This is a genomic window from Kitasatospora terrestris, from assembly GCF_039542905.1.
GTDB lineage: Bacteria > Actinomycetota > Actinomycetes > Streptomycetales > Streptomycetaceae > Kitasatospora > Kitasatospora terrestris.
In genome coordinates this window covers 713,603-739,521 of record NZ_BAABIS010000001.1, presented here as the reverse complement: position 1 = coordinate 739,521, position 25,919 = coordinate 713,603, and the positions used below count along the sequence as shown (strand labels likewise).

Sequence of the window (25,919 nt, the reverse complement as noted above, 5' to 3'; positions counted from 1 at the left end):
ATGGCCCTGCTCGACAAGCTGGACGAGAGCGGCGACCACCTGCTCTTCCACCTCCAGGCCCTGCTCCAGGTGCCGCGCACGCTCCGCCGCTACTCCCGCGAGGTGCGTCGCCTGCTGGCCGAAGTCGCGTTCGGCAGCGGCGGGTTGGGCGTGATCGGCGGCACCGTCGGGGTGATGGTCGGGATGACGCTGTTCACCGGCACCGTGGTCGGCCTGCAGGGCTACGCCGCGATGGACCAGCTCGGCACCACGGCCTTCACCGGCTTCGTCTCCGCCTACTTCAACACCCGCGAGATCGCCCCGCTGGTGGCCGGGCTCGCCCTCTCCGCCACCGTCGGCGCCGGATTCACCGCACAGCTCGGCGCGATGCGGATCAACGAGGAGGTGGACGCCCTGGAAGGGATGGGCGTGCGCAGCATGCCGTACCTGGTCACCACCCGGGTGATCGCCGGCATCGTGGCGATCGCCCCGCTGTACGGCATCGGCCTGCTCAGCAGCTACCTGGCCTCGCGGGCGGTCACCGTGTACGTCAACGGCCAGTCGGCGGGCACCTACGACCACTACTTCGACCTGTTCCTCTCCCCGGCCGACGTGCTGCTCTCCACCCTCAAGGTGCTGCTGTTCAGCGTGGTGGTGATCCTGGCGCACTGCTACTACGGCTACACCGCCAAGGGCGGCCCGGCCGGGGTCGGCATCGCGGTCGGGCGCTCGGTGCGCAACGCGATCGTGGTGATCAGCCTCGCCGACTTCCTGCTCAGCCTGGCGATCTGGGGCGCGACCACGACGGTGCGGGTGGCCGGATGAACGCCGCCCGCACGTACCGCCGGCGCGGCGCCGGGCTGGTCTTCCTGCTGGTGCCCGCCCTGCTCGCCGGGCTCTCGGTGGCCGTCTACGAGAAGGCGTTCACCGACTCCGCCGAGGTCGTCGTGGAGACCGGCAGCGCGGGCCACGAGCTGCACCCGAACGCCGACGTGAAGCTGCGCGGCGTGGTCGTCGGCCAGGTCCGGCGGATCAGCAGCGACGGCGGCGGCGCCCGGCTCACCCTGGCGCTCGACCCGGACCGGCTGCCGCAGATCCCGGCCGGGGTCTCCGTCCAGCTGCTGCCCACCACGCTGTTCGGCGAGCGGTACGTCGCCCTGGTGCCCGACGCCGCGCAGCCGGCGGCCGGCCACCTGCGGGCCGGCGCGGTGATCCGGCAGGACCGCTCCGCCGACGCGATCGAGCTGCAGCAGGTCCTCGACCACCTGATGCCGGTGCTCACCGCCGTCGAGCCCGCCAAGCTCTCCGCCACCCTCAGCGCGGTCGCCACCGCGCTGGACGGCCGCGGCACCGAGCTGGGCGCGACCCTGACGAAACTGGACGGCTACCTGGAGCAGCTCAACCCCGAACTGCCCACCCTCAACGAGGACATCCACCAGCTGGTCGCCGTCAGCCGCTCGTACGACCAGGCGGCGCCCGACCTCCTCCAGGCCCTCGACGACCTCACCCGCACCGGCGCCACCCTCGTCGACCGGCAGGCCGCGCTGGCCACGCTCTACGGCACCGGCACCGCCACCGCCCAGGACCTCACCGCCTTCCTGCGGCAGAACCGGGACAACCTGATCCACCTCACCGCCGACAGCCGGGGCACCCTCGACCTGCTCGCCCGCTACGCACCCGAATTCCCGTGCACGCTGCGGACGATGGCCAACTTCGTGCCCGCGATGGACCGCGCCCTCGGCAAGGGCACCGACCGACCCGGCCTGCACGTGAGCGTCACCACCCTGCCCTCGCGCGGCCGGTACCTCCCCGGGCAGGACACCCCGGTGTACCGGGCGAGCGGCGGCCCCCAGTGCTACGCCGTCCCCTACACCGGCCGGACCACCCCGCTCAGCGACGTGCCCTCCTTCGCCGGACCGGACCCCAGCGGCCTGGGCCTGCCCAACTCCCCGCAGGAGAACCAACTCGTCGGCGAGCTCCTCAGGGCCCGGAGGCCCGGCGCGCCACTGCCGGCCGGCGCCCCCGACTGGGCCAGCCTGCTGGCCGGCCCGCTCTTCCGCGGGGCGGAGGTGACGGTCGAATGAGGAGCGACGACCGCACCGGCCGGCGCGGCCTCGCCGGGCCGCTCACCAAGTCCCTGGTGTTCGTGGTGGTGACCGGCCTGGCCACCGGCGCGCTGGCGCTGAGCATCGCCGACACCGGCGTCGGGCGCACCGTCGGCTACACGGCCCGCTTCACCGACGTCACCGGCCTGGCCCCCGGGGACAGCATCCGGATCGCCGGCGTCCGCGTCGGCCAGGTCGACAGCGTCAGCGTGGTCGACCACCGGATCGCCCAGGTGCACTTCTCGGTCGACCGCGGCAAGCCGCTGCCCGAGTCGGTGACCGCCTCGGTCAAGTACCTCGACCTGGTCGGACGGCGCTACGTCGACCTGGAACGCGGCCCCGGCGCCGTCGACCGCACCCTGCCGCCCGGCGGCCTGATCCCGCTGGAGCACACCACCCCCGCCCTCGACCTCGCCCAGCTGTTCCACGGCTTCCAGCCGCTCTTCCAGGGCCTCGCCCCGGACCAGGTGAACCAGCTGGCCAACGAGATCGTCCAGGTGCTCCAGGGCGAGGGCGGCACGGTCGACAGCCTGCTGCGGACCGTCGGCTCGCTCACCAGCACGCTCGCCGGCAAGGACCAGGTGATCGGCCAGGTGATCGACAACCTCAACACGGTGCTCGCCACGGTGAACAGCCGCGAGGCGGGCTTCACCGACCTGGTCGGCACCCTGCAGCAGCTGGTCAGCGGCTTCGCCGCCGACCGCGAGCCGATCGGGCAGTCCCTCGACGCCATCGCCGGGCTGACCACCAGCACCGCCGGACTGCTCGACCAGGGCCGTGCCCCGCTCAAGGAGTCCGTCGCCCAACTCGGCCGGCTCTCCACCAACCTCGCCGACAACAGCGGGCAGCTGGAGACCTTCCTGCGCACCACCCCGGAGAAGATGCGCACCGTCGGCCGGCTCACCTCCTACGGCTCCTGGCTCAACCTCTACCTCTGCGAGGCCAAGGTCACCGGCGTCACCACCTACGACGGCAGCGCGCCGCCGACCGGCCTGCCCGTCACCGAATCGAGGTGCCGCGGATGACGGCCTTCCGCCCCCTGCGGGACCGCAACCCCGCCGCCGTGGGAGCCGTCGGCCTGCTCCTGCTGCTCATGGTCGCCGCGCTCGCCTACCGGGCCGACGCGCTGCCCTTCGTCGACTCCGGCACCGGCTACAGCGCCGACTTCACCGACGCGGCCGGCCTGCGCCCCGGCAACGAGGTCCGGATCGCCGGAGTCAAGGTCGGCAAGGTCACCGGGGTGTCCCTGGACGGCGCGAAGGTGAAGGTCGCCTTCGCCGTCCAGGACGCCTGGATCGGCGACGCCAGCACCGCCGCCATCGGCATCAAGACCCTGCTGGGCGAGAAGTACCTGGCCGTCGACCCGCTCGGCGCCCGGAGCCAGACCCCGGGCGAGCGCATCCCGCTCACCCGCACCACCTCCCCGTACGACGTCACCCGGGCCTTCGACGAGCTCGGCCGCACCACCGGGGCGATCGACGGCGAGCAGCTCGCCGAGAGCTTCCGGACCATCGCCGACACCTTCAAGGACACCCCGGCCTCGGTGCGCAGCGCCGCCGACGGACTCTCCGCGCTCTCGAAGACCGTCGCGAGCCGCGACAGCCAACTGGCCGAACTGCTCGCCGGGAGCCGGCAGCTCACCAAGACCCTCGCCGACCAGGACGGACGCTTCGAGCAACTCCTCTCGGACGGCGGCCTGCTGCTCGACGAGATCCGGCAGCGCCGCGACGCGATCCACCAACTACTGCTCGGAACGCAGAAGTTGAGCACCGAACTGAGCGGCCTGGTGGCCGACAACGAGCGGCAGCTCGCCCCGACCCTGGACGCGCTCGGCCGCGTCACCGCCGTCCTCACCGCCAACCAGAGCAGCCTCGACCAGACCCTCGCCCTCGCCGGGCCGTACTACCGCCTGCTCGGCAACACCCTGGGCAGCGGCCGGTGGTTCGACGGCTACCTGTGCGGGGTCGTCCCCCGCAACTACCTGCCCGCGGGCAGCGCCCCGGAGAGCGGCTGCCGGCCGCCCAAGCCCCAGGGAGGCCAGTGATGACCGCGCGTTCCCCGCGTGAGCTGCCCGCACTGCGCCGGCGGGCACTGGCGGGCGCCGCCGCGCTGGCCGTGGTCGGCGGCACCGTGACCTTCGGGGTGCTGGCCGCCCACCAGCCGGACGGCAAGCACCTGACCGCCTGGTTCGACCACACCACCGGCGTCTACCCGGGCTCCGACCTGCGGATCCTCGGCGTGAAGGTCGGCACCGTCGACGCGGTGCGGCCGCAGGGCACCCGGGTGCGCGTCGACCTCACCCTGGACCCGGGCGTACGGGTGCCGGCCGACGCCAAGGCGGTCGTGGTCGCGCCCAGCGTGGTCGCCGACCGGTACGTCCAACTGACCCCGGCCTGGACCGGCGGCCCCGAGATCACCGACCGCACCGAGATCCCGGTCGAGCGCACCTCCAACCCGCTGGAACTCGACCAGCTCTACCAGTCGGTCACCCAACTCGCCGACGCCCTCGGCCCGAACGGCGCCAACGCCACCGGCGCCCTCTCGCAGCTCCTGGACACCGGCGCGCAGAACCTCTCCGGCAACGGCCGCGCCATCGGCGACTCGATCGCCGGCCTCGGTCAGGCCGCCCGCACCCTCTCCGGGCACAGCGACGACCTGTTCGCGACCCTCGACCACCTGCAGTCCTTCACCGCCATGCTCAAGGAGAACGACGGCAAGGTCCGCTCGGCCACCGACCAGCTCGCGTACGTCACCGGCTTCCTCGCCGAGGACAAGCAGAACCTCGGCGCGGCCCTGCAGCAGCTCGCCACCGCGCTCGGGCAGGTGAAGGGCTTCATCCAGGACAACCGGGCCCGGCTGAAGACCGCGGTCGACCGGCTCGTGCCGATCACCCAGTCCCTGGTCGACCAGCGCGCCTCGCTCGCCGAACTGATGGACGTCGCGCCGCTCGCCGCCGACAACGCCCTCAACGCCTTCGACGCCGCCCACGGCACCCTCGACGGCCGGGTGAACCTCAACGAACTGAGCGGCCCGCCGCTCCCGCTGCCCCGCGTGGGCGCCGAGACCACGGGAGCGGGCCGATGAGACGCGCCACCGCCGCCACCGCGGCCACCGCGGCCCTGGCCCTCGCACTCGCGGGCTGCTCCGGCTCCTTCCACGGCATCCAGGACGTCCCGCTGCCCGGCGGCGCCGACCTCGGAGCCCACCCGATCGAGATCACCGCGCACTTCGCCGACGTCCTCAGCCTGGTGCCGCAGGCCGCCGTCCGGGTCAACGACGTGGCGGTCGGCCGGGTCACCAGGATCGAACTCGCCCCCGGCGACTGGTCGGCCGTCGTGACCATGAGGATCAACGGCGCGGTGCGGCTGCCCGCCAACGCCTACGCCCACGTCGAACAGTCCAGCCTGCTCGGCGAGAAGTACGTGCAGCTGTCGGCTCCGCCCAGCGGCGAGGCCCAGCAGGGCAGCCTCGCCACCGGCGCCGTCATCCCCGCCGCGCACACCGACCGCAGCGTGGAGGTGGAGGAGGTCTTCGGAGCGCTCTCGATGCTGCTCAACGGCGGAGGAGTGGCCCAACTCCAGACCATCACAGCAGAGTTGAACAAGGCCATGGCGGGCAACGAGCCGCAGCTGCGCTCCATGCTGACCCGGCTCGCCACCCTGACCGCCGACCTGGACGCCCACCGGCAGGACATCACCGACGCCCTCGACGGCGTCAACCGGCTCTCCGCCACCCTGGCCGCCCGCGACCAGCAGATCGGCACCGTCCTCACCGACTTCAGCCCCGGCCTGAAGGTGCTCGACCAGCAGCGCGGCGCCCTGGTCACCATGCTCCGCGCGCTCGACGGCCTCTCCGCCGTCGCCGTCGACACCGTCAACCGCAGCCGGGACGACATGGTCGCCGACCTGAAGGCGCTCGCCCCCACGCTGCAACGGCTCGCCGACGCGGGCAAGGCCCTGCCGGACTCGCTGCAGGTGCTGCTCACCTACCCGTTCACCGACGAGGTGCTCAGGGGCGTCAAGGGCGACTACCTCAACGTCTACCTCGACCTCACCGCGGCACCCGGCACCCAGATCATCCCGGCCCTCGACCCGGCGGACAACGCCCCGCCGCCCACCCCCGACCCGACGCCGGAGCCCACACCGACCGACGAACCGACCGACCAGCCGACGGACGAACCGACCGACGAGCCGACCGGCACCCCCACGGACGTGCCGACCGACCAGGCGGCGCTGCTGCGGCACCTCCAGGGCGGCGGGCTGCCGCTCCCGCTGCCGCCCGTCACCGCCCCCCAGAAGCGAGGCCGCTGATGCTCACCCGCGCCACCAGGCTGAAGAACCTCGCCTTCCTGCTCCTCTCCGTCCTGGTGCTGAGCTACCTGGGCGTCCGGTACGCCGACCTCGGACGGTACGTCGGGCTGCGCGGCTACTACACCGTCCGGGTCCAACTCGCCGAGACCGGGGGCCTGTTCGAGCACGCCAACGTCACCTACCGGGGCGTCTCGGTCGGCCGGGTCGGCCCGATCCGGCTCACCCCCGACGGCGTCGAGGCCGAACTGCGGATCAACAACTCCACCCCGCGCATCCCCGCCCGCCTCAAGGCCGTGGTGGCGAACCTCTCCGCCGTCGGCGAGCAGTACATCGACCTGCGGCCGACCGAGGACGCGCCGCCGTACCTCACCGACAACGCGGTGGTCGCCCGCGCCGACTCGTCCGTACCGCCCCCGGTCACCAATCTGCTCACCAGCGTCGACGCGCTGGCCGGCTCGGTGCCGGTGGAGTCGCTGCGGACCGTGGTCGAGGAGTTCGGCGCCGCCTTCAACGGCCAGAGCGCCAACCTCCAGGCCCTGCTGGACAACAGCAGCCACCTGCTCGACGCGGCGAGCAAGTCCCTGCCGAACAACATCACGCTGATGGAGGACGGCCGCGCCGTCCTCACCACCCAGGCCGAGGAGAGCGACGCCCTGCGCTCCTTCGCCGGCAGCGCGGCAGACCTCGCCGGACAGCTCAACGACTCCGACACCGACCTGCGGCGGCTGATCGCCGCAGCGCCGGAGGCGACCGGACAGGTGAGCGCGCTGCTCCGCGACCTCGACCCCGGCCTGAGCGTGGTGATCGCCAACCTGCTCACCACCTCCGACCTCGCGGTCACCCGCCAGCGCGGCCTGGAGGAACTGCTGGTCCGCCTCCCCGCCGTGGCCGCGGCCGGAGCCACCGCGATCGACGACAAGGGCGCGCACCTGGGCATGGCCGTCACCTTCTTCTCCCCGCTGCCCTGCACGTCCGGGTACGGCGGCACCACCTACCGCAACGGCCTCGACACCGGTCCGGCCCCCGCCTTCAACACCGCCGCGCGCTGCACCGCGGGCCCCGGCACCGGCACCGCCGTCCGCGGCTCGGCGAACGCCCCGCGCGGCGGCGTCCCCACCCCGGCCAAGCCCGGCTCCACGTCCTCCGCCACGACGACGGCCCGCACGGACCCGGGCCGGACCGCACTCCCCGGCGCCCTCGGCCTCCCCGCACTCCCGGCCGGCGGCCCGAGCGGCCTCGCGGCCCTGCTCGGCCTGGAGGCGGCGCAGTGACCGCCCGCAAGCAGCTCGCGGACCCGGAGCAGGCCCTGCCGCCGGCCCTGGCAGCCGAGCCCGCCCCGGCGGAGCCCCGGCAGGTGGTCGAGCCGACCCGGGCGGAGCCCCCGCTCGCGGCCGAGACCACTCCGGGTGAGCCCTCGCAGGCGGCCATGACCGCCACGGCGGAGCCCCCGCGAGCGGTCGAGCTGCCGCAGGCCCTGGCAGTCGAGCCCGCCCTGGCGGAGCCCTGGCAGGGGGTCGAGCCGACCCGGGCGGAGCCTCCGCGAGCGGTCGAGCTGCCGCAGGCCCTGACGACCGAGCCCGCCCCGGCGGAGCCCTGGCAGGGGGTCGAGCCGACCCGGGCGGAGCCCCCGCTCGCGGCCGAGAGCACTCCGGGTGAGCCCCCGCAGGCGACCATGACTGCCACGGCGGAGCCCCCGCGAGCGGTCGAGCTGCCGCAGGCGGTCGAGCCGCAGTACCCCGACGAGCCCTTGCCGGAGGTCGACCTGCCGAAGGCCGGCGAGCCCTCGGACACCCCCGCCGAGCCCGCGTGCGAGGTGCGGGGCGCGGCAGCCCCTCCGGCGGTGGGCCCGGGTGCCCGCACCGGGTGGCGTCGGGCGGCCGCCTGGGCCGCCGTGCTGCTCGCCGCGGCGTTCTGCGTGCTGGCCGGCGGCCGGTACTGGCAGGTGCGGACGTCCGACACGCTCGCCTTCGGGCAGGCGCGGGACGCCGCGCTCGCGCAGGGGCGCTCGGCGCTCGACCGGCTCAACACCGTGGACGCCGGGCAGGCCGAGGCGAGCCTGCGCGGGTGGCTGGAGGTGACCACCGGTCCGTTGCACGACCAACTGCAGCGCACCGGCGACGCCGACGCCACCACCCTGCGCCAGGCCGGTACCTCCGCGCACGGCTCGGTCACCGACGCCGCCCTCACCGAACTGGACACCCGCGCGGGCACCGCCCGGTTGATCGCGACCGTCACGGTCGAGCTGTCACCCAAGGCCGGCAGCCCCAGCACCGACCGCAAACGCTTCGAGGCCGGGCTCGCCCGGACAGCCGACGGCTGGAAGGTCACCTCGCTGACCGCCGTGCCCGTCGGCGCCAGCTGAGAGGACCACCCGTGACGGCCGACGACCTCCCCGCACCGCCGCCCCGGCAGAGGCTCCGGCCGCTGCCGCTCGCCCTCGCGGTGCTCGTCCTCGTGGGAAGCACCTTCTTCCTCCTCGCCAACCGGGCCGAGGCCCGGGCGAACGCCGACCGGGCGCTCACCGACGCCCAGACCACCGCCGAGGTGGTGGGAGACGTCGGCAACGCGCTCGGCCGGATCTTCTCCTACACGCCCGCCGACACCGCCGCGACGGCGAAGGCGGCCGGCGAGCTGCTGGACGGCACGGCCGCCACGCAGTACCAGGCCCTGTTCGGGCAGGTGCAGCAGCAGGTGAAGGACCAGAAGCTGACCCTGACCACCCGCGTCGTGCGCGCAGGGGTCACCGAACTGGTCGGCGAGCAGGCAAAGTTGCTGGTCTTCCTCGACCAGACTGCCCAGCGCGAGGGGAAGTCCGCGAACACGACCGCCGCCCAGCTCTCGGTCACGGCCCGCCGGACGGGTGGCCACTGGCGGATCACCGAACTCAAAGCCCGTTAGGAGAACGGAACATGGCGACACGACGGCTCGACCCGGTCCTGACGGCGGCCGTGGCGCTCCTGGTCGCCGCGGCGGTAGCGGCCGCCTGGACGGGATGGTCCTGGTACTCCGCTGCGCACGACGACACCGCGGCCTACGCCCGTTCCCGGGACCAGGCGCTGGCGGCGGGCGAGCAGGCGATCCAGAACATGAACACCCTCGACCACGCCGACCTCGCCCGGGGGCTGGACCTCTGGGAGGCCTCCACCACCGGCGACCTGCACGAGCAACTCGTCCAGGGACGGACGGAGTTCGGCAAGCAGGTGACCCAGGCGCAGACGGTGAGCACCGCCAAGGTGCTGGCCGGGGCGGTGACGGAACTGGACGAACGCTCGGGCCGGGCGGCGGTGCTGGTGGCCCTGCGGATCACCGTCCGGGCGCCCGAGCAGCAGCCCGCCGTCAAGGACAGCCGGCTGCTCGGCGAACTGACCCGCACGTCCACGGGCTGGAAGCTCAGCGCCCTCGGCCAGGCGCCCATGGGGTCCGCCACCGGCGGGTAGCCCCCGCCGCTGCCCAGCCCGCCGCCTGTCACCCGTGAAAGGACGCCATGTCGACCACCACCCGCCACGTGATCAACCGTCAACGCCGCCTCGCCGCACGCCCGTCCGCCGCGGAGACCACCGCGCCCGCCCGCCTGCCCGCCCCCGGGACCGCCCCCGGGGCCGCCCCAGAAGCCGCCCCCGAAGCCGCGGCCGGGGACGCCCCACCCCGCCGATCCCGCCGGACGCCGGTGCTCGCGGCGCTCGCCCTGCTCAGCGTGCTGCTCGGCGGCTTCAGCGCGCTCGCGGCGAGCCGGGCGGCCGACCTCCGCTCGGGGGGCGCCGCGCACAACGCCGCGCTCGCCGACCCGGCCCGGACGAGCGAGGTCAAGGGCGCCGTGATCCAGGCGGTGAACGCCCTGTTCTCGTACAACTACGCCGACACCGCCCGCACCGACGACGCCGCCAAGACCCTGCTCACCGGCGCGGCCGTCCAGCAGTACGCCGGCATGCTGGCCCAGGTCCGCCAACAGGCCCCGCAGCAGAAGCTGGTGCTCACCACCACCGTCACGGACGCCGGTGTGGTCCGACTCGACGGGGACCGGGCCAGGCTGCTGGTCTTCGCGGACCAGCGCAACGTCAGTACGGCGGCCGGCACCACCGGCAAGGACGACGCGAGCTACGCCGCCGCCATGTTCGCCGTGGACGCCGTCCGCGAGGGAGGCCGTTGGCGGATCGCCGCCATCGACACCTTCACCCGCTGACGCCGCCGGACCCCGACCCCGCCACGCACGCCGACGGCTCGCGAGGCGGCGTGACCCCCGCGCACGCTTCTGTGCGGGTACCGATGCGCGAACGATGCGAGTGTTCGGCCGGATCCCGAGCGCCGAGGGTGGTGGTCGGAGGCGCCCGCTCCGGGTGCGTGCAGGAGAGTGACCATGGACTTCCACCCCGCGGCGGCCACCCGATGAGCACGGCGCGCACGCACTGGCTGTTCGGCGACCAGCTGGGCCCGCACTTCACCGAGCCGGGCGAGGACGGGCCGGACGCCGACGCGCCCGTGCTGCTGATCGAGGCCCGGTCGGTGTTCCGCCGGCGGCGGTTCCACCGGGCGAAGGCGCACCTGGTCCTGTCGGCGATGCGGCACCGGGCCGCCGAACTGGGCGACCGGGCCCGGTACGTCCGGGCGGAGACGTACCGGGAGGGGTTGCGCCGGGCGGTGGGTTCGGCGCCGGTGACGGTGTGCCACCCGACCTCCCGGGCCGCCCTCGGGCTGGTGACCTCCCTGCCGCAGGTGGAGGTGCTGCCCCCGCGCGGCTTCCTGGTGCCGTTCGCGGACTTCCGCCGCTGGGCGGACGGGCTGGGCGGGCGGCGCCTGCTGCTGGAGGACTTCTACCGCCGGGTCCGCCGGGCCGAGCACCTGCTGCTCGACCCCGACGGCGAGCCCGCCGGCGGCCGGTGGAACCTCGACCGGGACAACCGGGAACCGCCGCCGCGCGGCGCGCCGACGCTGCCCGTCCCCCCGCCCCGCTGGCCGGTCGAGGACGACATCGACCGGCAGGTCCGGGCCGACCTGGACCGTTGGGAGCGCTCGGGCGAGGTGTCCTTCGTCGGCCGCGACGGCCCGCGCCGCTTCGCCGCCACCCGCGCCGAGGCCGAGGAGGCCCTGGAGCACTTCGCGACCGCCCGGCTCGCCCACTTCGGGCGGTGGGAGGACGCGATGCTGCACGAGGACCCGTGGATGGCGCACAGCCTGCTCTCCGTCCCGCTCAACCTGGGCCTGCTGCATCCCGGCGCGTGCGTGCGCCGAGCCGAGGCGGCGTACCGCGGCGGGGCCGCGCCGCTCAACAGCGTGGAGGGCTTCGTCCGGCAGGTGGCGGGCTGGCGGGAGTACGTGTGGCAGCTGTACTGGCACCTGGGGGAGGGGCACCGCTCCGCCAACGCGCTCGGCCACCGCAGCGCGCTGCCCGACTGGTTCGCCGACCTGGACGCCGACGCGGTGCAGGCCCGGTGCCTGTCCCGGGTGCTCGCCGAGGTCCGCGACAGCGGGTGGGTGCACCACATCCCGCGGCTGATGGTGCTCGGCAACTGGGCGCTCCAGCACGGCTACGACCCGGCCGCGGTCACCGACTGGTTCCACCGGTGCTTCGTCGACGGCTACGACTGGGTGATGGTCCCTAACGTGGTCGGCATGTCCCAGTACGCCGACGGCGGCAGGATCACCACCAAGCCGTACGCGGCCGGCGGCGCGTACCTGCACCGGATGAGCGACTTCTGCGGCCCGTGCCCGTACCGGCCCACCGAGCGGCTCGGCGAGCGGGCCTGCCCGTTCACCACCGGGTACTGGGCCTTCGTCGACCGCCACCGGGACGTCCTCGCCGCCAACCACCGCACCGCCCGCTCGGTCGCCGGGCTGGACCGGCTCACCGGCCTGCCCGAGGTGCTCGCCGCCGAGGCCGCCCGCGGGGCGTCAGCCCCCTGACGCGGACGCGAGGTCGGCCAGCACCTCGCGGGCCGCTCGCGCCCCCGACGCCAGCGCGCCCTGCACCGACCCGGTGGCCCGGTGGTCGCCGCACACGTACCGCCCCGGCGCCCACCGGCTGCTGCGGCTCAGCGGGTGCGGGGCCGGCATGGCCGGCAGCGCCCCGGGGATCCGGTACGCGGCGAGCGACCGCCACCCCGAGGTGTCGCACCCGTACAGCTCCCCGAGCCGGGCCCGGACCGCGCCCTCGTCGGCGCCGGTGCCCAGCACCGAGGTCGACACCAGCGAGAGCCCCGGCGGGGCGCAGCCCGGCACCACCTCGGAGAGGACCACCGAGTTGAGCAGCCGGCGGTCGGAGTCGACCAGGAGCATCGGCTCGGCCCGGGGGCTGCGCTCGGCCGCATGGTAGAAGGTCGTCACCGCCCGGAGCGCCGGCACCGGCAGGCCCGGCAGCAGAGCGCCCGCGGTGCGCGGGTCGGTGGCCACCACCACGCAGCGCGCGCCGATCTCCCGGCCGCCCTCCAGCTGCACGCCGTCCTCGCCCACGCCCGCGACCCGGGCCTCCAACTCCAGCGTCCCCGGCGGGAGTTGCGCGGCAAGCTGGGCCGGCACGGCTCCGATTCCGGCCTCGGGCAGGGTGAGCGACCCGCGCATCATGCTGCGCCAGTAGAAGTGGAACACCCGGCTGGAGGTGGTCAGCGTGTCCTCCAGGAAGATCCCGGCGAGGAAGGGCCGCAGCACCCCGTCGACCGTCTGCAGCGAGACCCCCGCACCGCGCAGCGCCGCCACCGTCGACACGTCGCGCCCGCCGCGCAGCAGGGAGGCCGGCAGCAGCCGGTCACGCGCACCGAGGACACCGAGCGCCACGACGTCCCGCGGCGGCAGCATCCGGCCGGGCAGCAGGTCGGCCGCCAGATCGGGCCGCCGCAGCGGATCGACGAACCGGAACCGGCCGTGCGACCCGGTCAGGACGAAGCCCGGGGTGAACCGGTGCAGCCGCAGCGCCCGCACGTCCAGCCGGCGCCGGACCTGCGGGTACGCGGTGTTGAACACCTGGAACCCGCGGTCCAGCCGGAACCCGTCGACGAGGTCGGTGCGCATCCGCCCGCCCACCCCGTCCGACGCCTCCAGCAGCCGGACCTGCCGCCCGGCCGCCGCGAGGTCCAGCGCGCACGCCAGCCCCGCCAGGCCGGCCCCGACCACCACGACATCCGCCGAACCGACCGCACGCATCATGCCTCCTCGTTCGCCCTGTCCTCCCGGCCGCTGCCGCCGGGCCCGCCACGCCGGTCCGTGCCGCGCGCGGTGTCCGGCCCGCCTGCCCGGCTGGTTCGGAGCCGCGGGTCCGACCGGATTCCGGGCCCGCGCCGCAGGGCCGCCGACGCGGCCACCGCCGCCGTGCGGCCCGAAGCCGCCGCAGCCGTCACAGCCGCACCCCGAGCCGGGCCGCCGCATCCGCCACCGGACGGCTCGACGGCGCGGTGCGCAGCAGCTCGCCCGCCAAGGGATGGGTCCGCACCACCTGGGCGGCCACCCGGTCGGCGGCCAGCAGTTCACCCGCCGCGCCCACCGCGTCCCCCGCGCGGGCCGCGGCACGCGCCCGGTCGATGCCGTGCCGGGCCCGGCGCTCGGCCGGGAGGGCACGGAGATCCATCCCCTCGATCCGCGCCAGGGCGCCCAGGTCCTCGCCGAGTTCGAGGGCCGCGTGGACGGTGTGGACGGCCCACTCGCCCTCGCCGAACCCGGTCGGTCCGGACGACGACGCATCCGTGTGCGCGAGGGCCGAGGCCGCCTCGGCCAGGTGCGCCGAGGACTCCGCCTGTCGGCCGCGCTGCCCCTCCAGCACGGCCGACACCAGGTGCAGGGTGCCCCACACCGCCCACGCCTGCGGGGCCGCCCGGCCGAGCACCGCCCCGGCCGCGGCCAGCCCGGCGTCCAGGCACTCAGCGGCCTCGGACACCGCGCCCGCAGCCAGGCCGACCTCGGCCTGCAGCCACAGCGCCGACGCCGACAGCACCGGGTCCGCGGCGGGCTCGGCGAGGTGGCGCACCTCCGCGGCCGCGAGCGCCGCCAGGTCGAGCGCGCCCAGGCGCTTGGCCAGGAGGGCGGCCTCGTGCAGGGCCCGCGCGAGGAGCCGGGACGGCTCGGTGTCGGCCGGGGCGTCGGCGGTGCGGGCTCGCAGGTCGTCCATGAGCGGGGGCAGGGCGAGGGCGAGGTTGGTCCAGCGGGCTTCCTGCCGGTGGCGGACCGCCGCCGACAGGCGGTGCCGCAGCGCGTCGACGGACGGCCGGTCGGCGGGGTCCGGGCCCGCGGTGAACACGTGGGCGGGGGACGGGCCGGCGGATCGTGCGCCGGTGGCGGCGGTGCCGGCCGGTCGCGCGCCGGCGGAGAGCGAGCCGGTGGAGGGCAGGTCGGCCCCCGGCAGGTCGGCCGCAGCCCGGGCGGGGATCCCGGACCGCAGCAGGGCCCGACGCAGCGCCGGGACGGCCCGGTGGAGCGGCCCGGTGACCGGGTCCTCCCGGCCGCACGGCAGGCCCAGCAGCTCGCCGGGCGCGACGCCGAGCGCGTCGGCGAGGGCGTCGACCATCGCGTACCGGTCGAGCCGCTGCCGGCCGGCCTCGGCGGCCCGCAGCCATTCGGTGCTGCGCCCGACCGCCTCGGCGACCTCGGCCCGGGTGAGCCCGGACGCCTCCCGCAGCAGCGCCACCCGACGGCCCACGCACAGCCCCGCGTCCATCCCGACCTCGTTCCGTGCCCGTCGTCCCGGCACCCGGGAGCCGATAGCCACGGTAGATCGACTCGGAGCGAGCGCGGCCTGACACGCCGTCGGACCCGAACGATCCTTGCGCACCGCACCGCACGGCAGCACAGCCGGTGATGCGCTGCACGAGCGCTGCGAGCTGCTGCGCGCGGCGGGCCCTCGGCAGGCTGGAACCCTCCCCGGGCGATGGAGGTGTGGGACTCATGACCGTACGGCTCACCCGAGCGGAGCTCGACGCGATCGAGGCCGTGGAGCGTCGGCTCCGGGCAAGCGACCCCGCGCTCGACCGGCTGCTGAGCCGGTGGCCCGGACGCATCGGGCGCCTGCTCTGGCGTCCCGTGCCGCTGGTCGTCCTCATCGCGGTGCTGGCCGTCGCGACCGGCGCGGCGGCCGTCTGCGCGGGCGCCGCCGCCCCGGAGGCCTCGGCTGCAGCCGTCGCCGGGGCCGTCGCGCTGGTGGCCGCGTTCCGCCGGCTCCTCCGGGTGGCCGGCCGGTGAGCGGGGGAGAGCCGCAGGCGGCGGACCGGTCGGGCCCGCCGGGAATCCGGCAGGTGGACGGGCTGAGACTGCTCGTCGCCGGTGCCACCGGCGAGCTGGGCGGCGCGGTCGCCGCCGCAGCCGCGGACCGCGGTGCCCGGGTGGTGCCCGCCGGCCGCGATCCCGACCGCCTCGCGGCCGCCGCCCGCCGTGCGGGTGCCCCGGGCACCCTGCGCTTCGACGCCTATGACCTGGACGGCTGCGCGTCGCTCGCGCCCCGCGCGGCCGACCTCCTCGGCGGACTGGACGCCGTGCTGACCGCGTTCGGGGTGGTGGCCTTCGGCCGCGCGGACGAGACGTCGCCCGAGGTGGAGGAGCACCTGATGGCGGTCAACGGGCTCGCTCCGGTCGCGGTGCTGCGCGGCGCCCTGCGGGTGGTCGGCCCGGGTGGTGCGATCGGTGCCGTCACCGGCATCGTGGTCGAGCGCCCGCTGGCCACGACGGCGGCCTACCGCGCCTCCAAGACGGCGCTGGCCGGGTGGCTCGACACCGTCCGCCTGGAGCTGCGCCCCCGACACGTCGGAGTCCTGGACGTCCGGCCGCCCCACCTCGACACGGGGTTCGCCGCCCGGGCCGTGGCCGGCCGCGCCCCGCGGCTGCCCGCCGGGGCGGACCCGCGCCCCTGGGCGGAGGCCGTCGTGGACGGACTCGCGGACGGGACGGCACTCCTGCGGCCCGGGCCGTCCGGCGAACCGCGGTGCGGCCCTTGACGCCCCGCGCGCCCGGGCACCGGCTGCGCCGCCCCGCCCGTCCGCCGGCCCGCCGCCACGACGCCGACACCCGTGCGGACACGCTCCTCGCCGACCTCGTCCCGCCGGACGGCACGGCGGACGGCACGGCGCCGGCCGTGGTCCGGCCGCGGGGCCGCCGCGCCGCCGGCGGCGCTTGATGACGCCGCGGCGGGTTCCTACCGTTGAGGGCATGGACGCCGACGACCGGGCGACTCCCCGCAGCCTGCGCGAGCGGCTGGGGTCCGCGCTGTTCGAGCGGGTGGCCGGCCCCGACGGGCCGGCCAAGCGGCGGCGCATCCACGGCACGCCCGGGCCGCGCTGGTTCCCGCCCGACGCGGCGATCAGGGCCGTGCACGGGGACGCCTCGATGTTCGTCGGTGGCCTCGCCGCCCTGCTCGTCCAGTCGCTGCACCCGTCGGCGATGGCGGCGGTCGCCGCGCACTCCGGCTACCGCAGCGACCCCTGGGGCCGGCTCCAGCGCACCAGCACCTTCCTCGCGGTCACCACCTTCGGCACCGCTGCGGACGCGCAGGCCGCGGTCGACCGGGTGCGCGCGGTGCACCACCGGATCCGGGGCACGACCGCGGCCGGCCGGCCCTACCGCGCCGACGACCCGCACCTGCTCGCCTGGGTGCACGCCGCGGAGGCGCACAGCTTCCTGCGCGCGCACGAGGTGTACGGCGCCGCGCCCCTCGATCCGGCCGGGTACGACGCCTACGTGGCGGACATGGCCGTTGTCGCGGCCGCCCTCGGCGTCGAGGACCCGCCCCGCGACCGCGCCGGGCTGGACGCCGTGCTCCACTCCTACCGGCCCGAGCTCGCCCGGACGGACGAGGCGCGCGAGGCCGCCCGCTTCCTGCTGCTCCACCCGCCCCTGCCGTGGCCCGTCCGCCCGGCGTACGGCGCGCTGGCGGCGGCCGCGGTGCACCTGCTGGAACCGGAGCACCGGGGCCTGCTCGGCCTGCCCGGCGTGCCGCTCGTCGAATGCGCCTTCCAACCGCTGGGCACGGCCGTGGTCCGGTCGATCCGCTGGGCCCTGCCCGCAGCGCCCGGACCCCGGACGGCCTCCTGAGACCCGCGCCGACCGCTGCGCATTCGATGCGAGGGGTGCCGGCCCGGCCGGGGCGACGAGGCTGAGGCCGGGCGGACGTGGAAGGAGAGGGCGATGACGTTCGACGACTCCGGTACCGAATCGGTCTGGGACTATCCGCGTCCGCCGGTCGTGGTGCCGTGCGGCGAGCGGGTCGTCGTGACCTTCGGCGGGCTGGTCGTGGCCGACTCCGTCCGGTCGGTGCGGGTGCTGGAGACCAGCCATCCGCCGGTCCACTACCTGCCGGCCGAGGACGTGCGCACGGATCTGCTGGTGCCCGCCGCCGGGCGGACGCAGTGCGAGTGGAAGGGCGTCGCCCGCTACTGGGACCTGAGGGTGGGCGCCCGGGTGAGCGCCCGTGCGGCCTGGAGCTACCCGCAGCCGCTGCCGGGCTTCGAGGCGATCCGGGACGCGTTCGCCTTCTACCCGGAACGGGTCGACGAGTGCCGGGTCGGCGAGGAGCCGGTGTCGGCGCAGCCCGGCGACTTCTACGGCGGCTGGATCACCTCCCGCATCCGCGGCCCGTTCAAGGGCGCGCCCGGGACCGGAGGCTGGTGAGGGCGCGCGGCTCCGGTCAGCGGGCGTCCCCGGTGGCGAAGTCGGGGAGCTCGGGGGAGAGGAGTTCCTCGGCCCCGCCGTCGAGGAGCTCCTGCATCGCGGTGGAGCGGGGGAGCATCGTGCTCTCGTACGCGCGGACGGCCGCGCCGAGGCTGTCGCTCCCGGCGACGGCGAGGGCGAGCTCGCAGGCGTCGAGCATGGCGAGGTTGACGCCGACGCCCAGCGGCGGCATCAGGTGGGCGGCGTCGCCGAGCAGGGTCACGCCGGGGTCGTGCTCCCAGGTGTGGGGGACGGGCAGGGCGTGGATCGGCCGGTCGACGTACCGGCCGTCGTTGTCGGTGATCAGCCGGCGGAGCTCCGGTGACCAGTCCCGGAAGGACTCCAGGAGCCGGGCGCGGACGGCGTCGGTGTGCCCGGGGGCGGGGCCGGCGGCGGTGGGCCGGTCGACGGGGGTGCGCTGGATGACGTAGACGCGGATGTGGTCGCCGCCGTTGCGCTGGGCGAACAGGGCGCGGTCGCCGTCGGCCGCCGCCGCGCTGCCCCGGCCGACCAGCTCGGCGATCTCGGGGTGCCGGTTGTCGACGTCGTGGAACCAGGCCTCCAGGAAACTGACACCGGTGTACCGCGGGGTGGCGGGCGAAACGGCGCGGCGGACCCGGGACCAAGCGCCGTCGGCGCCGACGACGAGGTCGGCCTCGACCGCGGAGCCGTCGGCGAAGCGCAGCCGCCGGGGGCCGCCGGCGGGGCCCTCCACCGCCTCGACCGCGCTGCCCCAGCGCACGGTGCCGGGCCGCAGCGAGCCGAGCAGGAGGTCGCGCAGGACGCCGCGGTCGATCTCCGGCTTCGTGCGCTCCCCCTCCTCGGGGACGTGGTGGAAGACCAGGTCTCCGGACGGGTTCAGCTGGCGCATCTCCTGCCCCTCGGGGCGGGAGAGCCGGTGGAACTCCTCCAGCAGTCCGGCCTCGCGCAGCGCGATCTGGCCGTTGTCCCGGTGCAGGTCGAGGGTGCCGCCCTGGTCCCGGGCGTCGGGGCCGCCGTCGCGGTCGTGGACGGTGACCGGGATGCCGTGGCGCTGGAGGATCCGGGCGAAGGTCAGGCCGCCGGGGCCGGCGCCGACGACGGCGATGCGGGGTGCGGGGGTGGTGTTCATGCCTCCAGAAAACCAGAACGACTTCACAAGTGCAACGGTTGCACTTTTGAATCCGCACCACCCAAGGCGGTACGATCCTCGGCATGAGCGAGAGCGACACCGGGCCCGCGCCGATCGGGCGCCGCGAACGCAAGAAGGCCGCCACCCGCCAGGCGATCGCCGACGCCGCCCTGCGCCTCTTCCTGGAGCGCGGCTACGACGACGTCGGCATCCGCGAGATCGCCGACGCGGCCGACGTGTCCACCACCACGCTCTTCAAGCACTTCCCGGTCAAGGAGGCGCTCGTCTTCGACCAGGACGCCGACCAGGAGGCCCGGCTGCTCGCCGCCGTGCGCGAACGCCCCGCGGGCTGTTCGATCCCGGCGGCCCTCCGCGAGCACGCGCTGCGCCACCGGATGGCCGCCGCCGACCGGGACGAGCGCTTCACCGCCTTCTTCGCGCTGGTGAACGGCACGCCCGCCCTGCGGGACTACCTCCAGGGCATGTGGATGCGCCACGCCGCGGCCCTGGCCCGGGTCATCGCCGAGGAGAGCGGCCTGCCCGAGGACGACCCGGCCTGCGCGGCCCTCGCGCACTTCGCCCTCGAAGCCCCCCGCGCCGCCGACGGCCGGCCGGACCCCCGCCGGGCGGTGGCCCGCGCCTTCGACCTGCTGGAAACCGGCTGGCAGGCCCTCGCCGCCGACCGCTGACCGGCCGCGCCGGTAGGCGGTGCCATCCGATCGGGCCCGCGCTCCGAACAAGGGCTGACAGGGAGCGCACCCGTACCCCGGAAGGAACACCGCCATGGTCACCGTCGAGCGGAGCATCGTCCTCGACCGCCCCACCGACGACGTGCTCGCCTACCTGGCCGACTTCGGCAACACGCCGGAGTGGGACCCGGGCACCGAGAGCTGCACCCGGCTCGACAGCGGGCCGGTCGCGCCGGGCGCGAGCTGGCTCAACGTGTCCCGCTTCCGCGGCCGCCGGACCCAGCTCACGTACACCCTGGAGAGCTACCAGGCGGACCGGCTGCTCTTCGTCGGCCGCAACCGCACGGTCACCGCGACCGACGACATGACGCTGCGGTCGGTCGACGGCCGCACCCTCCTGGTCTACCGCGCCCAGCTGCGGTTCAAGGGCGTCGCCCGGCTCGCCGCGCCCTTCCTGCGGTCCGCGTTCGAGCAGCTCGCCGACCAGGTCGCGGAGCGCATGCCGCGCGTCCTGGCGGCCCCGGAACGGAGGTGACGGCCGTGCCCGCGCCCACCGGCGGCCGGCCCCGCGACCTGGTGGACCGGATCGCCCGCGCCGTCGCCGACAACGACCCGGTCGCCCTGGAACTCCTGCTGGCCGCGCTGGAGGCGGTGGCCGACCCCCCGATGCTGGACCGCCTCGACGCGGCGATGGGACGGGCGGTGGTTCCCCACCGGCGGCAGGCGGCGGCCGCGGCCGGCGGGCAGCCGGGCTGAGCGCTCGCCCGCCGCCGGTCAGCCGCGGGCGACGCGCAGGGCCCAGACGATCAGCGGGGCCTGCAGGGGGAGCCGGGCGACGGCGGCGGCCCGCAGTGGGGCGGGCTTGTGGCGCCAGTCGTACGCCATCTTGACGTTCGCTGGGAACACCGCGGCGAACAGCCCGGCGGCGGTGAGCGCGCCGGCCCGGCGGGTCGCCGGGAGGGCGACGGCGGCGCCGACCGCCAGCTCCGCGACCCCGCTGAGGTGCGTCCAGGTGCGCGGCGAGCCGGGCAGGCTGCGCGGCACGATCGCGTCGAACTGGCGCGGCACCACGAAGTGGGCGACACCGGCGCCCAGCAGGAGGCCGCTGAGCAGGCGGGCAGAGCGGTCGGTCGGCATGGTGCTCCTCGGCGTTCTCGGCGGGGGCGTGCGGGGCTTCGACGGACAGCGGCGATGCTACCGGCCGGTAACGTCCGGTGGGAAGCACCGGTCCGGGGCCGGACGGCCCAGGCCGTTCTGCGGCGCCGCTCCTACGATGAGGGTGGAGGCCGCCGACGCGGTCGGGCGGAGCCCGTCCACGCCGGCCCCCTCCTTCCGGTCCGCGCCGTCCGCGACGCGGTCATCGCAGAAGGAGCGCACGACATGAGCAGCAGCGTCACCGGACCCGACCGCGGTGCCCCGGCCACGAAACACCGGCCCTTCGCCGCCGGGTGGACCGTCTTCGCCGCGGTCATGCTGGTCCTCGGCGGCATCCTGAACCTCCTCCAGGGGATCTCGGCCATCGCCAAGGACGACCTGGTGGTCGTCACCCGCGACTACACGTTCTCGTTCAGCACCTCGGCCTGGGGCTGGATCCACCTGATCCTCGGCATCGTGATCGTCCTGGCGGGACTGGCGCTCTTCAGCGGCGCGGTCTGGGCCCGGGTGGTCGGCATCGCCCTGGCCGTCCTGAGCATGATCGCCAACTTCCTGTGGCTGCCCCACTACCCCGTCTGGTCGGTCGTCCTGATCGCCGTCGACGCCTTCGTCATCTGGGCCCTGTGCGTCGGAACCAGCAGAAGGGCGGACTGACGACGTGCCCCCTAGGTCCGGGGCAGGAGGACGGTGAAAACGGTCCCGTCCGCGGTGCTGCGGACCTCGGCGACACCGCCGTGCGCGGTCACCACGGCCCGCACGATCGCCAGCCCGAGGCCTGTGGAGCCGGTGGAGCGGGACCGCGCCCGGTCTCCCCGGACGAAGCGCTCGAACACGCGGTCGATCAGCTCGGGCGGGATGCCGGGCCCGGTGTCCGCGACCACCAGGCGGACCGACCGCTCCGCCGCCTCGACTCCCAGGGTCACCCGCGTCCCCGGCGGAGTGTGGGAGCGGGCGTTGGCGAGCAGGTTGGTGACGACCTGGCGCAGCCGGTCGGCGTCGCCCCGGACGAGTACGGGCTCCGCCGGCAGCTCGAGGAGCCAGCGGTGGTCGGGCCCGGTGGCCTGGGCGTCCGCGACGGCGTCCAGCGCGATCCTGGTCAGGTCCACCTCCTCGTCGGCCAGCGGCCGGCCGGCGTCGAGGCGGGCGAGCAGCAGCAGGTCCTCGACGATCGCGCCCATCCGCCGGGCCTCGGCATCGATCCGCTCCAGGGAGTGGTGCACGGGGTCCGGCACCGGCCCGGGGTGGCGCAGCGCCAGTTCGGCATGGCCCCGTACGGTCGCGACGGGTGTGCGCAGTTCGTGGCTGGCGTCCGCCGCGAAGGCGCGCAGCCGCTCCTCGATCTCGTGGCGGCGGTTCAGCGACGAGCCGATGTGGTCGAGCATCCGGTTGAGCGAGGCGCCGACCCGGCCGACCTCGGTGCGCGGGTCGTCGTCGGGAACGCGGTGGGAGAGGGCGACCGCGCCGCTGTCCAAAGGCAGTTCGCTCACCTCCTCGGCGGTGCCGGCCACCCGCTCCAGGGGGCGGAGCGACCAGCGCACCCACAGGGTTCCGGCGACGCCCACGGCGACCAGGGCCACCGCGAACACCGTCAGCTCCAGGCTGATCAGGCGCTCGGTGGTCTCCTCGACCGGGTGCAGCGGCAGCCCGGTGACCAGGACGTCGCCGTCGCGGCCGGAGACGGCGCGCAGCCGGTAGTCGCCGAGCGCGGCGATTCCCACGGTGCGCGCCGCGCCGTCCACCGGCAGCGCGGCCACCGCCCGCTGCTCGGCGGAGGTGAGGGTCACCCCGTCGTCGTCGTTGGGCTCCACGCCGTCGTCCGCGTCGCCGTCGACCACGCCCGCCGCGGTGACCCGGCCGGACACCAGGCGGGCCCCGAAGGTGCCGGGCGCCTGCGCCCTGGTGTCGGCGCCGTCGGTCGGCGCCCCGTGCTCCAGGCTCGCCGCGTACCGGCCGCCGGCCACGGCCAGCTGCTGGTCGAGCCGGTCCACGAGGAAGTGCCGCAGCGCGGCCGTGGTCGCCAGCCCCACGCCGACGAAGGCCAGGACGAGCAGCGCGAGCAGTCCGGCGACCAGCCGGGCCCGCAAGGTCCGGGGGACGAGCCGGGGCCGGCGTGCGGCCCGGCGGCTCACGGGGCGGCCTTGATCAGGTAGCCGGCCCCGCGGACGGTGTGGATCATCGGTGGCCGTCCGGCGTCCACCTTCTTGCGCAGGTAGCTGATGTACAGCTCGACGACATGGGCCTGCCCGCCGAAGTCGTACGACCAGACGGCGTCGAGGAGCTGCGCCTTGCTCAGCACCTGACGCGGGTGCTGCATCAGGTGGCGGAGCAGCGCGTACTCGGTGGGGCTGAGCTCGACCGGCTCGCCGCCGCGGGTGACCTCCCGGGCCCGGTCGTCGAGGACCAGGTCGCCGAGGACCAGGGCGTGCTCCGGCGGCCCGCCCGCGGGCCGCGGCTCGGTGCGGCGCAGCAGGCCGCGGAGCCGGACGGCGACCTCGGCCAGGCTGAACGGCTTGGTGACGTAGTCGTCCCCGCCCGCGGCGATGCCGGCGATCCGGTCCTCGACGCCGTCCCGGGCGGTCAGGAAGAGCACCCGGACCTCGGGCTGCTCCCGGTGGAGCAGGCGGAGCACCTCCATCCCGTCGAGGTCGGGCAGCATCATGTCGAGGACCACGGCGTGCGGGTGCCAGGCCGCGGCGATCTCGACCGCTTCCCGGCCGCGGGTGGCGCCGCGGGTCTCCCACCCTTCGTAGCCGAGCGCGCCGCAGAGGACGTCGACGAGGTCGGGTTCGTCGTCGACCACGAGGATCCGCCAGGTCGGCTGAGTGCTGGGCTCCACTGTGCTCCCGGGTGCTGGTCTGGCTGCCGTCCCCATTGTGGCCGCCGCGATGAGAAAGCGGTGAGATCCAGTGCCCCCCGGTTCTCGATCCCGACCGCGCTGACCTGCGGAGGAACCGTCCCGGTCCGCTCGTCGGGGGCCCGGACTCAGAGGGAACTGAGAGGTTGCGGTGGCAGGGTTGGTCCCCTCGGCGGCACCGTGCCGCCCGAGGTCGGAAGGAGGCCGGGGATGGTCGCCGTCGCACCGCGGCGCACGCCGCCCGCCAGTCGGCACGCGCGCCGTGATCCCCGCCGCTTCCCGGTCGCGGCCGTGCCGGCGGCCGTCCTGGCCGCGATCGCGCTGGGCGGCCTCGGGGTCCTCGCGCTCTGGTGGCGCGGCACCGGCTCGGTGACCGGGGCGGCGGGCTGGCTGACCGGCGCGGGCCGGATCACCGGCCTGCTGGCCGGGTACGCCGCACCCGTCCTGCTGCTGCTGATGGCCAGGATCCCGGTCCTGGAGCGGGAGGTCGGCGCGGACCGGCTGGCCCGCTGGCACGCCTTCGGCGGCCGCTACCTGGTGTCGCTGACGGCCGTGCACGTCCTGACGATCGTCTGGGGCTACGCGTTGACCGGTGGGCACGGTCTGCTGGGCGAGGGGGTGGACATCGTCCTCCACTACCCCGAAATGATCAAGGCGTCGCTGGGCACGCTGCTGATGTTCGCCACCGGTGCGGTCTCCGCCCGCGTCGCCCGTCGCCGGATGTCCTACGAGGTCTGGTACTACCTGCACCTCGCGACCTATCTCGCCGTGGCGCTCGCCTTCGGGCACCAGTTGGCCACCGGCGCCGACCTCGGTGACGGACCGGCCCGCCTCGCCTGGTCGGCGCTGTACGTGGGCACCGCCGCGGCGCTCGGCTGGTTCCGGCTGGCCGTGCCGTGGCTGCGGGACCGGCGGCACCGACTGCGGGTGGCGGAGGTCCGGCCCGAGGGTCCGGGGGTGGTCTCGGTGTTCCTGACCGGGGAGCGCCTGAGCGAGCTGCGGGCCGAACCCGGCCAGTTCTTCAGGTTGCAGTTCCAGGCCCCCGGGCTCCGCTGGGCGGCCAACCCGTACTCGCTGTCCGCACCGCCGCACGAGAGGTTCCTGCGCTTCACGGTGAAGGACCTCGGGACGCACAGCGCCGCCGTCGCACGGTTGCGGCCGGGCACCCGGGTGCGGGCCGAGGGCCCGTACGGCGCCTTCACCGAGCGGCTGCACCGGCGGTCCAAGGTGCTGCTGCTCGGCGCGGGCGTCGGGATCACCCCGCTGCGGGCATTGTTCGAGACGCTGCCGGGCGAGGTCACGCTGGTCCAGCGGGCGCGCCGCCCCGAGGACCTGCTCTTCACGGCCGAGCTGGCCGCGGTGGCCGAGCGACGGGGCGGGCGGGTCCTGGCGCTGACCGGCTCCCGCGCCCAGGTCGGGGACCTCGGCGAAGCGCTGCGCAGAGCGGTCCCGGACCTGGCCGCCCACGAGGTCTACCTGTGCGGTCCGGAGCCGATGGCCGAGGAGGCCGTCCGGGCCCTGCGGGCCGCCGGTGTGCGCCCCGGCCGCATCCACCACGAGTCGTTCGCCTTCTGAGGAGCACCGCCATGCGCCGAGCCGTCGTCACCGGTGCCGCCACCGCGGCCGGGGTCGTCCTGCTGCTGTCGCTGAAGCCGCACGAGAGCGCCCCCGCCGCCGCGATCGGCACGCAGGCCGACACCGAGCCGGCCGCGGGTCGCAGCGAGCCGACCCCGGGTCCCGCCACCACCGGAGCACCGTCCGCGGCCCCGTCACCCTCCGCGTCGGGGAGCCCGTCCGCCTCGGCCGCGTCCCGGGCGGTCACCGGCGGCGCCGTGGACACCCGGTACGGACCGGTGCAGGTCAAGGTGACCCTCGCCGGTTCGCGGATCACCGCCGTCGACGTCGTCCAGTACCCCGCCGAGGACCGGCGCGACCGCGAGATCAACAGCTTCGCGCTGCCCGTGCTCAACAGGGAGGCGATCGCCGCGCAGAGTGCCCGGATCGACGTGGTCTCCGGGGCGACCTACACCAGCAACGGGTACATCCGTTCCCTGCAGAGCGCCCTCGACCGGGCCGGACTGTGAGCGCCGCACCGGCGGAACC

General features: G+C 75.5%; 29 protein-coding genes. 23 read left to right on the top strand and 6 right to left on the bottom strand.

What is annotated here, in order from left to right:
* The 12 genes from ABEB06_RS03645 (at position 1) to ABEB06_RS03590 (ending at position 12,292) form a co-directional block, all read left to right on the top strand.
* Entirely contained in the window at positions 1-804 is an 804-nt protein-coding gene (locus ABEB06_RS03645; RefSeq protein ID WP_345695307.1) for an MlaE family ABC transporter permease, read from the top strand.
* Entirely contained in the window at positions 801-2,063 is a 1,263-nt protein-coding gene (locus ABEB06_RS03640; protein ID WP_345695306.1) for an MCE family protein, read from the top strand. The genes ABEB06_RS03645 and ABEB06_RS03640 overlap by 4 nt, the downstream gene beginning before the upstream one ends.
* Positions 2,060-3,109 (top strand): MCE family protein, encoded by a 1,050-nt coding sequence (locus ABEB06_RS03635; protein WP_345695305.1) that lies wholly within the window; start codon positions 2,060-2,062, stop codon positions 3,107-3,109. The genes ABEB06_RS03640 and ABEB06_RS03635 overlap by 4 nt, the downstream gene beginning before the upstream one ends.
* The gene (locus ABEB06_RS03630; RefSeq protein WP_345695304.1) at positions 3,106-4,128 is read left to right on the top strand and encodes an MCE family protein; all 1,023 of its coding nucleotides are present in this window, start codon (positions 3,106-3,108) and stop codon (positions 4,126-4,128) included. Before ABEB06_RS03635 ends, ABEB06_RS03630 begins: the two co-directional genes overlap by 4 nt.
* On the top strand, positions 4,128-5,168 hold the full coding sequence (locus ABEB06_RS03625) for an MCE family protein (RefSeq protein WP_345695303.1): 1,041 nt from the start codon (positions 4,128-4,130) through the stop codon (positions 5,166-5,168). Before ABEB06_RS03630 ends, ABEB06_RS03625 begins: the two co-directional genes overlap by 1 nt.
* Complete coding sequence (locus ABEB06_RS03620) at positions 5,165-6,394, top strand: MCE family protein (RefSeq protein ID WP_345695302.1); 1,230 nt, start codon at positions 5,165-5,167, stop codon at positions 6,392-6,394. The genes ABEB06_RS03625 and ABEB06_RS03620 overlap by 4 nt, the downstream gene beginning before the upstream one ends.
* Positions 6,394-7,665, top strand: a complete 1,272-nt coding sequence (locus tag ABEB06_RS03615) for an MCE family protein (protein WP_345695301.1) — start codon at positions 6,394-6,396, stop codon at positions 7,663-7,665. The genes ABEB06_RS03620 and ABEB06_RS03615 overlap by 1 nt, the downstream gene beginning before the upstream one ends.
* A 569-nt stretch (positions 7,666-8,234) precedes the next feature.
* Positions 8,235-8,756: a hypothetical protein gene (locus ABEB06_RS39255; protein WP_425559761.1), complete on the top strand. Its 522-nt coding sequence runs from the start codon at positions 8,235-8,237 to the stop codon at positions 8,754-8,756.
* 11 nt (positions 8,757-8,767) lie between these two features.
* Complete coding sequence (locus ABEB06_RS03605) at positions 8,768-9,292, top strand: hypothetical protein (protein ID WP_345695299.1); 525 nt, start codon at positions 8,768-8,770, stop codon at positions 9,290-9,292.
* Positions 9,293-9,303: 11 nt separating this feature from the next.
* Complete coding sequence (locus ABEB06_RS03600; protein ID WP_345695298.1) at positions 9,304-9,831, top strand: hypothetical protein; 528 nt, start codon at positions 9,304-9,306, stop codon at positions 9,829-9,831.
* A 47-nt stretch (positions 9,832-9,878) separates the two neighbouring features.
* Entirely contained in the window at positions 9,879-10,574 is a 696-nt protein-coding gene (locus ABEB06_RS03595) for a hypothetical protein (RefSeq protein ID WP_345695297.1), read from the top strand.
* 203 nt (positions 10,575-10,777) lie between these two features.
* On the top strand, positions 10,778-12,292 hold the full coding sequence (locus tag ABEB06_RS03590) for a cryptochrome/photolyase family protein (RefSeq protein WP_345695296.1): 1,515 nt from the start codon (positions 10,778-10,780) through the stop codon (positions 12,290-12,292).
* Here the strand turns inward: ABEB06_RS03590 and ABEB06_RS03585 are convergent.
* Entirely contained in the window at positions 12,281-13,525 is a 1,245-nt protein-coding gene (locus tag ABEB06_RS03585) for an NAD(P)/FAD-dependent oxidoreductase (protein WP_345701726.1), read from the bottom strand. The genes ABEB06_RS03590 and ABEB06_RS03585 overlap by 12 nt on opposite strands.
* Before the next feature lie 190 nt (positions 13,526-13,715).
* Entirely contained in the window at positions 13,716-15,029 is a 1,314-nt protein-coding gene (locus tag ABEB06_RS03580) for a helix-turn-helix domain-containing protein (RefSeq protein WP_345695295.1), read from the bottom strand.
* 227 nt (positions 15,030-15,256) lie between these two features.
* Between ABEB06_RS03580 and ABEB06_RS03575 the strand changes: the two genes are divergently transcribed.
* The 5 genes from ABEB06_RS03575 to ABEB06_RS03555 all read left to right on the top strand — a co-directional run bounded on the left by ABEB06_RS03575 (position 15,257) and on the right by ABEB06_RS03555 (position 17,968).
* Positions 15,257-15,550 carry a DUF3040 domain-containing protein gene (locus ABEB06_RS03575; RefSeq protein WP_345695294.1) on the top strand — a complete coding sequence of 98 codons (294 nt, stop codon included), beginning with the start codon at positions 15,257-15,259 and terminating at the stop codon, positions 15,548-15,550.
* A 53-nt stretch (positions 15,551-15,603) separates the two neighbouring features.
* On the top strand, positions 15,604-16,299 hold the full coding sequence (locus ABEB06_RS03570; protein ID WP_345695293.1) for an SDR family NAD(P)-dependent oxidoreductase: 696 nt from the start codon (positions 15,604-15,606) through the stop codon (positions 16,297-16,299).
* Positions 16,296-16,478 carry a hypothetical protein gene (locus ABEB06_RS03565; RefSeq protein WP_345695292.1) on the top strand — a complete coding sequence of 61 codons (183 nt, stop codon included), beginning with the start codon at positions 16,296-16,298 and terminating at the stop codon, positions 16,476-16,478. Before ABEB06_RS03570 ends, ABEB06_RS03565 begins: the two co-directional genes overlap by 4 nt.
* Positions 16,479-16,510: 32 nt before the next feature.
* Positions 16,511-17,392: an oxygenase MpaB family protein gene (locus ABEB06_RS03560; protein ID WP_345695291.1), complete on the top strand. Its 882-nt coding sequence runs from the start codon at positions 16,511-16,513 to the stop codon at positions 17,390-17,392.
* A gap of 93 nt (positions 17,393-17,485) precedes the next feature.
* Positions 17,486-17,968 (top strand): DUF427 domain-containing protein, encoded by a 483-nt coding sequence (locus ABEB06_RS03555; protein WP_345695290.1) that lies wholly within the window; start codon positions 17,486-17,488, stop codon positions 17,966-17,968.
* 16 nt (positions 17,969-17,984) lie between these two features.
* Here the strand turns inward: ABEB06_RS03555 and ABEB06_RS03550 are convergent, their stop codons facing one another.
* Complete coding sequence (locus ABEB06_RS03550; RefSeq protein WP_345695289.1) at positions 17,985-19,118, bottom strand: FAD-dependent oxidoreductase; 1,134 nt, start codon at positions 19,116-19,118, stop codon at positions 17,985-17,987.
* An 83-nt stretch (positions 19,119-19,201) separates the two neighbouring features.
* Here ABEB06_RS03550 and ABEB06_RS03545 point away from each other — a divergent pair, with 83 nt between their 5' ends.
* The 3 genes from ABEB06_RS03545 to ABEB06_RS03535 all read left to right on the top strand — a co-directional run bounded on the left by ABEB06_RS03545 (position 19,202) and on the right by ABEB06_RS03535 (position 20,563).
* The gene (locus ABEB06_RS03545; protein ID WP_345695288.1) at positions 19,202-19,807 is read left to right on the top strand and encodes a TetR/AcrR family transcriptional regulator; all 606 of its coding nucleotides are present in this window, start codon (positions 19,202-19,204) and stop codon (positions 19,805-19,807) included.
* 94 nt (positions 19,808-19,901) lie between these two features.
* Positions 19,902-20,342, top strand: coding sequence for an SRPBCC family protein (locus ABEB06_RS03540; protein ID WP_345695287.1), 441 nt, complete (start codon positions 19,902-19,904; stop codon positions 20,340-20,342).
* 5 nt (positions 20,343-20,347) lie between these two features.
* Positions 20,348-20,563, top strand: coding sequence for a hypothetical protein (locus tag ABEB06_RS03535; RefSeq protein ID WP_345695286.1), 216 nt, complete (start codon positions 20,348-20,350; stop codon positions 20,561-20,563).
* Between the two features lie 18 nt (positions 20,564-20,581).
* Here the strand turns inward: ABEB06_RS03535 and ABEB06_RS03530 are convergent, their stop codons facing one another.
* On the bottom strand, positions 20,582-20,944 hold the full coding sequence (locus tag ABEB06_RS03530) for a DoxX family protein (RefSeq protein ID WP_345695285.1): 363 nt from the start codon (positions 20,942-20,944) through the stop codon (positions 20,582-20,584).
* Positions 20,945-21,187: 243 nt separating this feature from the next.
* Here ABEB06_RS03530 and ABEB06_RS03525 point away from each other — a divergent pair, with 243 nt between their 5' ends.
* The gene (locus ABEB06_RS03525; protein ID WP_345695284.1) at positions 21,188-21,616 is read left to right on the top strand and encodes a DUF7144 family membrane protein; all 429 of its coding nucleotides are present in this window, start codon (positions 21,188-21,190) and stop codon (positions 21,614-21,616) included.
* Positions 21,617-21,627: 11 nt separating this feature from the next.
* Here the strand turns inward: ABEB06_RS03525 and ABEB06_RS03520 are convergent, their stop codons facing one another.
* Complete coding sequence (locus ABEB06_RS03520; protein ID WP_345695283.1) at positions 21,628-23,091, bottom strand: sensor histidine kinase; 1,464 nt, start codon at positions 23,089-23,091, stop codon at positions 21,628-21,630.
* Complete coding sequence (locus ABEB06_RS03515) at positions 23,088-23,834, bottom strand: response regulator transcription factor (RefSeq protein WP_425559567.1); 747 nt, start codon at positions 23,832-23,834, stop codon at positions 23,088-23,090. The genes ABEB06_RS03520 and ABEB06_RS03515 overlap by 4 nt, the downstream gene beginning before the upstream one ends.
* Positions 23,835-24,026: 192 nt before the next feature.
* Between ABEB06_RS03515 and ABEB06_RS03510 the strand changes: the two genes are divergently transcribed.
* Both ABEB06_RS03510 and ABEB06_RS03505 read left to right on the top strand, forming a co-directional pair.
* Positions 24,027-25,391 (top strand): ferredoxin reductase family protein, encoded by a 1,365-nt coding sequence (locus tag ABEB06_RS03510; RefSeq protein ID WP_345695281.1) that lies wholly within the window; start codon positions 24,027-24,029, stop codon positions 25,389-25,391.
* Positions 25,392-25,402: 11 nt separating this feature from the next.
* On the top strand, positions 25,403-25,900 hold the full coding sequence (locus ABEB06_RS03505; protein WP_345695280.1) for an FMN-binding protein: 498 nt from the start codon (positions 25,403-25,405) through the stop codon (positions 25,898-25,900).
* The last annotated feature ends 19 nt before the right edge of the window (positions 25,901-25,919 follow it).

What these genes read in the sequence shown, in the direction of transcription:
- ABEB06_RS03590 (WP_345695296.1), top strand. Translation starts at nt 10,778, where the DNA reads ATGAGCACGGCGCGCACGCACTGGCTGTTCGGCGACCAGCTGGGCCCG.
- ABEB06_RS03595 (WP_345695297.1), top strand. Translation starts at nt 9,879, where the DNA reads ATGTCGACCACCACCCGCCACGTGATCAACCGTCAACGCCGCCTCGCC.
- ABEB06_RS03620 (WP_345695302.1), top strand. Translation starts at nt 5,165, where the DNA reads ATGAGACGCGCCACCGCCGCCACCGCGGCCACCGCGGCCCTGGCCCTC.
- ABEB06_RS03625 (WP_345695303.1), top strand. Translation starts at nt 4,128, where the DNA reads ATGACCGCGCGTTCCCCGCGTGAGCTGCCCGCACTGCGCCGGCGGGCA.
- ABEB06_RS03645 (WP_345695307.1), top strand. Translation starts at nt 1, where the DNA reads ATGGCCCTGCTCGACAAGCTGGACGAGAGCGGCGACCACCTGCTCTTC.
- ABEB06_RS03560 (WP_345695291.1), top strand. Translation starts at nt 16,511, where the DNA reads ATGGACGCCGACGACCGGGCGACTCCCCGCAGCCTGCGCGAGCGGCTG.
- ABEB06_RS03525 (WP_345695284.1), top strand. Translation starts at nt 21,188, where the DNA reads ATGAGCAGCAGCGTCACCGGACCCGACCGCGGTGCCCCGGCCACGAAA.
- ABEB06_RS03585 (WP_345701726.1), bottom strand. Translation starts at nt 13,525, where the DNA reads ATGCGTGCGGTCGGTTCGGCGGATGTCGTGGTGGTCGGGGCCGGCCTG.
- ABEB06_RS03580 (WP_345695295.1), bottom strand. Translation starts at nt 15,029, where the DNA reads ATGGACGCGGGGCTGTGCGTGGGCCGTCGGGTGGCGCTGCTGCGGGAG.
- ABEB06_RS03575 (WP_345695294.1), top strand. Translation starts at nt 15,257, where the DNA reads ATGACCGTACGGCTCACCCGAGCGGAGCTCGACGCGATCGAGGCCGTG.
- ABEB06_RS03530 (WP_345695285.1), bottom strand. Translation starts at nt 20,944, where the DNA reads ATGCCGACCGACCGCTCTGCCCGCCTGCTCAGCGGCCTCCTGCTGGGC.
- ABEB06_RS03515 (WP_425559567.1), bottom strand. Translation starts at nt 23,834, where the DNA reads ATGGGGACGGCAGCCAGACCAGCACCCGGGAGCACAGTGGAGCCCAGC.
- ABEB06_RS03545 (WP_345695288.1), top strand. Translation starts at nt 19,202, where the DNA reads ATGAGCGAGAGCGACACCGGGCCCGCGCCGATCGGGCGCCGCGAACGC.
- ABEB06_RS03630 (WP_345695304.1), top strand. Translation starts at nt 3,106, where the DNA reads ATGACGGCCTTCCGCCCCCTGCGGGACCGCAACCCCGCCGCCGTGGGA.
- ABEB06_RS03540 (WP_345695287.1), top strand. Translation starts at nt 19,902, where the DNA reads ATGGTCACCGTCGAGCGGAGCATCGTCCTCGACCGCCCCACCGACGAC.
- ABEB06_RS03510 (WP_345695281.1), top strand. Translation starts at nt 24,027, where the DNA reads ATGGTCGCCGTCGCACCGCGGCGCACGCCGCCCGCCAGTCGGCACGCG.
- ABEB06_RS03555 (WP_345695290.1), top strand. Translation starts at nt 17,486, where the DNA reads ATGACGTTCGACGACTCCGGTACCGAATCGGTCTGGGACTATCCGCGT.
- ABEB06_RS03600 (WP_345695298.1), top strand. Translation starts at nt 9,304, where the DNA reads ATGGCGACACGACGGCTCGACCCGGTCCTGACGGCGGCCGTGGCGCTC.
- ABEB06_RS03640 (WP_345695306.1), top strand. Translation starts at nt 801, where the DNA reads ATGAACGCCGCCCGCACGTACCGCCGGCGCGGCGCCGGGCTGGTCTTC.
- ABEB06_RS03635 (WP_345695305.1), top strand. Translation starts at nt 2,060, where the DNA reads ATGAGGAGCGACGACCGCACCGGCCGGCGCGGCCTCGCCGGGCCGCTC.
- ABEB06_RS03550 (WP_345695289.1), bottom strand. Translation starts at nt 19,118, where the DNA reads ATGAACACCACCCCCGCACCCCGCATCGCCGTCGTCGGCGCCGGCCCC.
- ABEB06_RS03615 (WP_345695301.1), top strand. Translation starts at nt 6,394, where the DNA reads ATGCTCACCCGCGCCACCAGGCTGAAGAACCTCGCCTTCCTGCTCCTC.
- ABEB06_RS03505 (WP_345695280.1), top strand. Translation starts at nt 25,403, where the DNA reads ATGCGCCGAGCCGTCGTCACCGGTGCCGCCACCGCGGCCGGGGTCGTC.